Origin of the sequence: Microcoleus sp. C2D2, assembly GCF_036702495.1 — a bacterium.
GTDB lineage: Bacteria > Cyanobacteriota > Cyanobacteriia > Cyanobacteriales > Microcoleaceae > Microcoleus.
In genome coordinates, this window is the sequence record NZ_JAUBTO010000016.1 from 87,476 (window position 1) to 93,475 (window position 6,000).

The window sequence follows — 6,000 nt, forward strand, 5'->3', positions numbered from 1 at the left end:
GCTCTAAAATTTTATAATTTGTATTTTAGATAAATTCGACCTACGATTAGAACAACAGGCACAACCATACCTAATAGTAAGAGGAATAGACGATGAGTAGCGAAAAAGTTCTGATTGTTTTAACCAGCCACGATACACTGGGCGACACTGGTAAAGAAACGGGTTTTTATCTCCCAGAGGTGACGCATCCATGGGACGCATTTACTCAGGCAGGATTAACGGTAGATTTTGTCAGCCCCAAAGGCGGTAGAGCTCCAATGATTGGGGTAGATTTAGAAGACCCGCTAAATAGGGCTTTTTTAGAGGATTTGCGACAGGTGGCACAAGTGGAAAATACTCTCCGTCCTGCACAAATTGACCCCGCAGAATATGGCGCTATTTTCTACGCTGGGGGACACGGTACAATGTGGGATTTTGCGGATAACCGGGAACTTGCTGCGATTGCTGCTGCTATTTACGAAGCAGGTGGCGTTGTCGGTGCTGTCTGTCACGGGCCGGCAGCCTTAGTTAATCTTAAGTTGTCGGATGGTGAGTACCTGATTGCAAATAAGACTGTGGCTGCTTTTACTAATGAAGAGGAAGCCGCTATGCAACTGACTGAAATAGTGCCGTTTTTGCTGGAGTCGGCATTAATTGAACGCGGCGCTAATTTTACGAAAGTTCCTAATTTTCAGCCTCATGTTGTCGTCAGCGAGAGGCTCGTCACAGGCCAAAACCCCGCTTCGGCCGCAGGTGTCGGTCACAAAATGGTAGAATTGATCGAAAATAAGTAGATCCCAAAAAAAGATCGCACCGAGAAACCCGGTTTCTTAAACAACACCTTCGCGTCTAAGTCAAAATGCTGTAAGAAAGTAGGTTGGGTGGAGGCACTCGTACCCAACTTACTCTGAAAATGGCGATGGTTTTATTAAAAAAATCTGGTTTCGGGATAGCTAATTACTACCTGTTTTTTTTTCGGCGGTTAACCGTACTCAAATAGCCACTTTAATCCGAGAACATTACTGCCCATTTTTCGTCTGTGATGTCAATGAAGTCGCGCTCGCTGTAAGAAGATAAATTACTTATTTATGGGTATTAGTGAATTCCATTCATTCCCAGTACGCAAAAATTGCGTATAATTTGGGAGTGCTGGTTTAGGGAGGAATCAAGATATTGAGAACCCCATAAAACATCAGAATAAGTTGGTAACTTGTGCTGATTATTACCAGAGCGAAATGAATAAGCTATTAGGGCATAATGTTGTGAAAAATGGAACAGGGTATGGAACTAAATTTACAGAAATTTTATAGAGCCTGCAATCCCAGCTACACCCTGGCAGTAGCAAATCAAGAAGACCGACAATACTATATCGATTTCTCATCAGTGCGGGGCGGCACAATCGTAGAACAATTGGAGCGCACCATCAGCCGTCTGTCCCCCGATGCACCTACCTGTCAATTATTCACCGGTCACATCGGCTCTGGTAAATCAACAGAATTGCTGCGGCTGCAAGCTCAATTACAGGAACAAGGATTTCATGTTGTTTACTTTGAGTCGAGTAAAGACTTAGACATGGCAGATGTAGATATCACTGACATTTTGTTGACCGTTGCTCGTCAGGTGAGCGAAAGCATCGAGAAAATGAAAATCAAGCTGCAACCGACGGGTTTTAAAGCTTTGCTTAAAGGGGTTGCTGATGTTTTTCAAACTCAAATAGACTTGAGCGCTGAAGCTAATATCCCTGGTTTAGGGGAAATAAATGCCAGCACGGAGGGAGAATTTTCTCTGGCGTTGGGAATTGGCAAAATTACTGCTAAAGCGAAAGATGCTCCGAATCTGCGATCGGAGTTGAGGCAATATTTGGAGCCGCGAACTAACCTAATTTTAGATGCACTGAATAAGGAGTTGCTGGAGCCGGCTAATCAAGAACTCAAACGCCAAGGGAAACAAGGACTTGTAGTAATTATCGACAATCTCGATCGCATACACCTGTGCGCGAAACCGACGGGGCGGCTGCAGCCGGAATACCTGTTTGTCGATCGCGGCGAACAGTTGGCAAGACTAAATTGCCATGTCGTGTATACAATTCCCTTGGTGCTGATTTTCTCTAACGATTTGGGCCAGTTGACCAATCGATTTGGGGTCGATCCGAAGGTTTTGCCGATGGTGCCGGTGCAGTTGAGCGACGGTTCTGAGTGCTCTGAGGGTGTGGAATTGCTGCAGCAGATGGTTCTGGCGCGGGCTTTTCCGACGGTGGACCCGCAGCAGCGCTATGCTTTGGTTGGCAAAGTTTTCGACTCTGCGGAAACTCTCGATCGGCTGTGTCGAGTCAGCGGCGGTCATGTCCGCAATTTGCTGCAACTGCTGTATAGCTGTCTGCAGAAACAAGACCCTCCTCTGTCGCGGGAAACTTTGGAAAATGTGATCGTCCAGCGCCGCCACCAGCTTACTTTGGCGATCGAACCCGATGAGTGGACATTGCTGCGCCAAGTATCCGCTACCAAAACTGTGACTGGGGAAACTAAATACCAAATCTTGCTGCGCAGTCTCTGGGTGTTTGAATACCGTTACGGCGAGGATTACTGGTTTGATGTCAATCCGATTTTGGCTGACGCCAAAGAGTTTCGCCAAACAGTTGAGAGTTGAGAGTTGACGGTTGACGGTTGACAGTTGACGGTTGACAGTTGACAGTTGATGGTTGAAATCGCTCTTGGGTCAAACGAAGTTCACTTCTAGCGGACTAAAGAATAAGGGCGTTATTGTAGCAGGATGTGCTATGAAAACTAACAACAGTCAACAGTCAACAGTCAACAGTCAACAGAATTGCCCGATCGACAGTCAACCGTTAACAGTCAACACTCAACAGTCAACACTCAACTAAGAAAAATGATTAAAGGCACTACTAAACTGTTGGGAGTAATTGGTCATCCCGTCGAACATTCTCTGTCGCCGGCGATGCACAATGCTGCTATTTCCCACTTGGGAGTCGATTTTGTTTACCTGCCGTTTCCGGTAAAACCAGGGGATTTAAAAGCTGCTATTGCAGGATTTGCGGCGATCGGGGTTCGGGGATTTAGCATCACGATTCCGCACAAACAAGCAATATTACCGCTGCTGTCGTCCGTTTCCCCGATCGCCCGATCGATCGGCGCAGTCAATACCGTATACCTGACTGACAAAGGTTGGTGCGGCACAAATACTGACGTTGAAGGCTTTCTCGCCCCGCTGCAAACCCCCTCAACCCCCCCTTACCAAGGGGGGGCTAAAGAGGCGACCTCTGGCTTAGAAACGGGCAATACGGCTGTTGAATCTGATTCGCGTCCTTACGAAACACGGGCTGTTGAATCCTGTCCCCCCCCTTACCAAGGGGGGGCTAGGGGGGGTTCCGAAGAAACGGGCAATACGGCTGTTGAATCCTGTCCCCCCCCTTACGAAGGGGGGGCTAGGGGGGGTTCCGATTGGAGTCAGAAAGTAGCGGTAATTTTGGGGAATGGCGGGGCGGCGAGAGCTGTTGTGGCTGGATGCGCTCAATTGGGATGTGCAGAGATTCACGTTGTCGGTCGCAGCGAACAAAATTTAGGGGAATTTCAGCAGAGTTGGGTCAATTCTCCGATGCCCGTGCAGAATTTGCAGGTGCATACTTGGGATAAATTGTCAATGTTAATCTCGCAGGCAGATTTGCTGGTGAACACGACGCCTGTGGGGATGTATCCGCAGGGGGAAAAGTCGCCGGTGGCGCAGGGTGCGATCGATCGAATGAAAGCAGGTGCGATCGTCTACGATTTAATTTACAACCCGAATCCTACCCAGTTTCTCAAAGATGCGGAGCTTCGGGGAGCGCGAGCTATTGACGGACTCGAAATGCTAGTTCAACAAGGAGCAGCCGCCTTAAAAATTTGGCTGAACAAAGAATCCGTCCCAGTGGATGTGATGCGCCAAGCGTTGCTGCAGCATTTAGGTTTAGACTAATGCCATTTCTGGAAAAAGTAGCTGTAGTTTTCAGAATTCCTATAAGTAGGAATTTGAGGCCCAATTCGCGCTAAGCTGAGAATTAAAATATACTTGCGCTGCCATTTATGAAATTTCGAGCTATCAGCCTTTTTTTTGCTACTTGCCTGATCGGAATTTTTAGTTTGGTATTCACTCCACCTGCTTGGGCTCTGACGCAAATTAAACTTTCCGACCTTTCTTATCGCGAATGTCCGGCAGAAATGGGAGAAGGAACAGTCACCAGCGGCAGTTCTATGGAAGCTAACTGCTTTTTGATTACTGGGAAAGCTGAAAATAGCACCGGCAAACCAGTTGTCAATGCCGATATTTTCGGCCGCATTTATGATGCGGACGACAATCCGGTGATGCAAAACCGGACTCGCTTGGGGTCTATAGAAGAAGTTCCTCCCGGAGTTAGCGATTTTCAGCTCAGAATTTCGGTGGCCGCCAATCAACGAACACCTTTGAAGCTCAAGCAATTTAAAGCTACAGGTTTTACTGGCGTGGTTCGCCGCTAAGGAAACTATTTGAGTTTTTAGATTGCTGATTTGAGATTTTGGGTTTGCTGCCCGTGAAACCGCGATGCAGTTTTAGATTTGAGATTTTCGATTTGAGATTGTTGAGTGGCTGGCAATTTCTCATTTCTCATTTATGAGGAACTCCCCAGCTTTTCAACCGGGGAGTTCATGTCAAAATCTCAAATCTCAAATTTAGTTGCCTGCTGCTAGGTCTGCCAAACAATTTAGGCTAGATGCTTAAAAACTTAAGCTTTTCCAACTACAATAATGATGTTTGCAAGTTGGTCAAAAGAGTGAGCAAGATTTGCGAACCGAACTGAAGTACAAAAAATGCAATCATCGGCGAAAAGTCAATCCCTCCTAAGGGGGGGATAATCGATCGGAATAGATTGAGGTAAGGGTCTGTTAACTGACTCAAAATCGAAAACGGGGGGTCATACCAATTGATGTTAGGGAACCAGCTTAACAGCACCCGAATAATCATCAGGGCTACATAGATTTGCAGAAATGTGGACAGCGTGGTTGCCAAAAGGCCTATGGAATAACTCATATATTCTGGTTGTAGTTCGAGTAAAGTTTACAGACACTTTAAGTTTGAGTTTAGCATAGCTGGAGGAGTGGGGGGAGTGGGAGTTGGGGAGACCAGGAGCGTTTTTGTTGTTCCTTGTGGCTTCTGTCTCCCCCTTCTACCTGGAAAGATGAAGAGAGAAATTTGCGACTGTTGACCGATCGCCCGCATCGATCTGCCAGACTAATCTAAAATTTTAAATGGATTCAGGAGTCTTGGGCGATCGAACCCGAGCCGCCCGGCGCCTGCGCGTTGCCGTTTACGTCGCCCAGTTGCAGCCGCACGTCATCTATTGCCTGATTTAGCTGAGCAATTTTATCTTCTAAACTCAGCCTTGCTACTTCCATGCTGTCGGCTTCGAGTTGACTGGCTTTCCTCTGGCGGATCTTTCTTGTCTTTGGTTCTGATGGTTCACTCAGCAAAGCTTCAGCAGCGCGCCGCGACAGCACCGTGCCCAAAACTGCACCCACCAAGCCGCCAACAGCAGCTCCGGCAATAAATCCCCCTGTAAAACCCTCTCGATTGCTCATGGCTCAACTCAACTGCGCGATATTTCTTTGATTTGTTTATTTTGACACTATTGGCTGGAGAAACCGGCAGACGATCGTGCGATTTTAGATTTTAGACTTTTGATTAAAGAATTGAGATGGCGATCGGGAAAATGAGCCGGAGGGACAAAAGCCCAAAGGCGCATCAAGTCGGTTAGTTGTCAGTTGACATCCTCACCGCCCTTCAAGGGCGGTGATTCCAGAAATCACTTTCTGGGCTTTCTCTTTCCGCGACTCAACTTACATTGAGGAGTTTCCTCACCAATGCTCTTGTCGATATCTCCAGAGACGTTTAACGTTCCCGTGTGCCCCACGGTACGCATTTGTGACAAGTTAAGAAAAAGTGCAAATTGTCAAGGGGGTAGACAAAAAAAGGTAAAATAGGATGAAACCTTTA

Annotated in this window: 6 protein-coding genes; 4 read left to right on the top strand and 2 right to left on the bottom strand. The window is 47.0% G+C overall.

What is annotated here, in order from left to right; genetic code table 11:
• Positions 1-92 precede the first annotated feature (92 nt).
• The 4 genes from QUB61_RS08245 (at position 93) to QUB61_RS08260 (ending at position 4,487) form a co-directional block, all read left to right on the top strand.
• Positions 93-773 (top strand): type 1 glutamine amidotransferase domain-containing protein, encoded by a 681-nt coding sequence (locus QUB61_RS08245; protein WP_333127624.1) that lies wholly within the window; start codon positions 93-95, stop codon positions 771-773.
• A gap of 487 nt (positions 774-1,260) precedes the next feature.
• The gene (locus QUB61_RS08250; RefSeq protein WP_333127626.1) at positions 1,261-2,625 is read left to right on the top strand and encodes an ATP-binding protein; all 1,365 of its coding nucleotides are present in this window, start codon (positions 1,261-1,263) and stop codon (positions 2,623-2,625) included.
• Positions 2,626-2,865: 240 nt separating this feature from the next.
• Positions 2,866-3,948: a shikimate dehydrogenase gene (locus tag QUB61_RS08255; protein ID WP_333127628.1), complete on the top strand. Its 1,083-nt coding sequence runs from the start codon at positions 2,866-2,868 to the stop codon at positions 3,946-3,948.
• A gap of 107 nt (positions 3,949-4,055) precedes the next feature.
• Positions 4,056-4,487, top strand: a complete 432-nt coding sequence (locus QUB61_RS08260; protein WP_015175619.1) for a hypothetical protein — start codon at positions 4,056-4,058, stop codon at positions 4,485-4,487.
• A gap of 259 nt (positions 4,488-4,746) precedes the next feature.
• Here the strand turns inward: QUB61_RS08260 and QUB61_RS08265 are convergent, their stop codons facing one another.
• On the bottom strand, positions 4,747-5,037 hold the full coding sequence (locus QUB61_RS08265; protein WP_333127630.1) for a YggT family protein: 291 nt from the start codon (positions 5,035-5,037) through the stop codon (positions 4,747-4,749).
• A gap of 224 nt (positions 5,038-5,261) precedes the next feature.
• Entirely contained in the window at positions 5,262-5,585 is a 324-nt protein-coding gene (locus QUB61_RS08270) for a hypothetical protein (protein WP_333127632.1), read from the bottom strand.
• Positions 5,586-6,000 lie beyond the last annotated feature (415 nt).